We start from the raw sequence: 1,014 nt of genomic DNA, 5'->3' as shown, positions 1-1,014 counted from the left end.
ATTTCGCACATTTTTATTATATATAAACGTTTAGACCTGTCTCTTATACACATCTAGATGTGTATAAGAGACAGGGTAAATTCTGCTACTTCGGAAGCTGATGCGTATTATATCTGTCTCTTATACACATCTAGATGTGTATAAGAGACAGGTGTAATAAGACAGTTTAATATTCAGTTTATAGGAAAAGAATGTAAAAAAGTTATTTCTATAGAGATTGCTAATTATTTAAAATTAGAAAATAGTATATTTAACAAATATATTCAAGAAATTGCCAAAGAACTCCACATCAAATTAGAAGGACTTCATAAGGTAAATTCTGCTACTTCGGAAGCTGATGCGTATTATATCTATCTTTGACAATAAGTAATTGATGTGTTTTAAATATGCGTAACTCCGATGTTTATAAATTAATAGACAGCAACGGAAATAGTAAAAACATACTAGGAAACAAGGATGTGAATTTCAACTCTTCATAATTGTTCTTACTATTTTTCAACCGTTGCTGTCTATCGCATTTCATCATTCTTTCAATCCGAATTAATTAGGGTACTTTATCGGCATATCTAGTATTAAACCGTCTATACCATGACTACTAGCGTAACATCTGTCTTTTTTTTCATTCCGCTCCCTCCCATTGACGAGCATCATTTTATATAGAAATCCAAGCTTACGAATAACCTCACTTGCAATAGCAACACCCTGACTTGCCACTTTATATACTTCTTCTGTAGAAACTCCGTATTCTTTTTCAAATGTTGCCTTCAGTACGTTCGATTCTTGTTTACTCGATTTATTCATTGCCGTTTTTCCAATTCTCATTAATCAATAACATTTTAAGTCGATTTTCTGAACTTATGTATCAATGATCATATAGCTTGAAACCGTTCTTATTATACTGTAGTAATCTACGTATCTAAGCAACCCTTCATTTTTGTATAAGTCTTTTATTACCGATCCCCCCTTCAATCTCATTTTTTTCTCATAATCAATGAATAATGATAAGATAAATAT

General features: G+C 31.2%; 1 protein-coding gene and 1 pseudogene. One reads left to right on the top strand and one right to left on the bottom strand.

Annotation, left to right across the window (positions count from 1 at the left end; genetic code table 11):
- Window positions 1-153: 153 nt before the first annotated feature.
- Window positions 154-360, top strand: a pseudogene (locus A5849_RS15320) (hypothetical protein); the annotation flags it as partial.
- Between the two features lie 180 nt (window positions 361-540).
- On the opposite strand, the gene A5849_RS07760 reads toward A5849_RS15320, so the two are convergent.
- Window positions 541-801, bottom strand: coding sequence for a hypothetical protein (locus A5849_RS07760; protein ID WP_002329257.1), 261 nt, complete (start codon window positions 799-801; stop codon window positions 541-543).
- Window positions 802-1,014: the final 213 nt, after the last annotated feature.

The organism is Enterococcus sp. 10F3_DIV0382, assembly GCF_002140245.1.
Lineage (GTDB): Bacteria > Bacillota > Bacilli > Lactobacillales > Enterococcaceae > Enterococcus_B > Enterococcus_B lactis.
Note: the sequence above shows the minus strand (reverse complement) of the source record. Positions and strands in the feature narration are given on the sequence as shown.

Bases quoted from the DNA above. Each gene is read 5' to 3' on its own strand.
- A5849_RS07760 (WP_002329257.1), bottom strand. From the start codon at position 801: ATGAATAAATCGAGTAAACAAGAATCGAACGTACTGAAGGCAACATTT.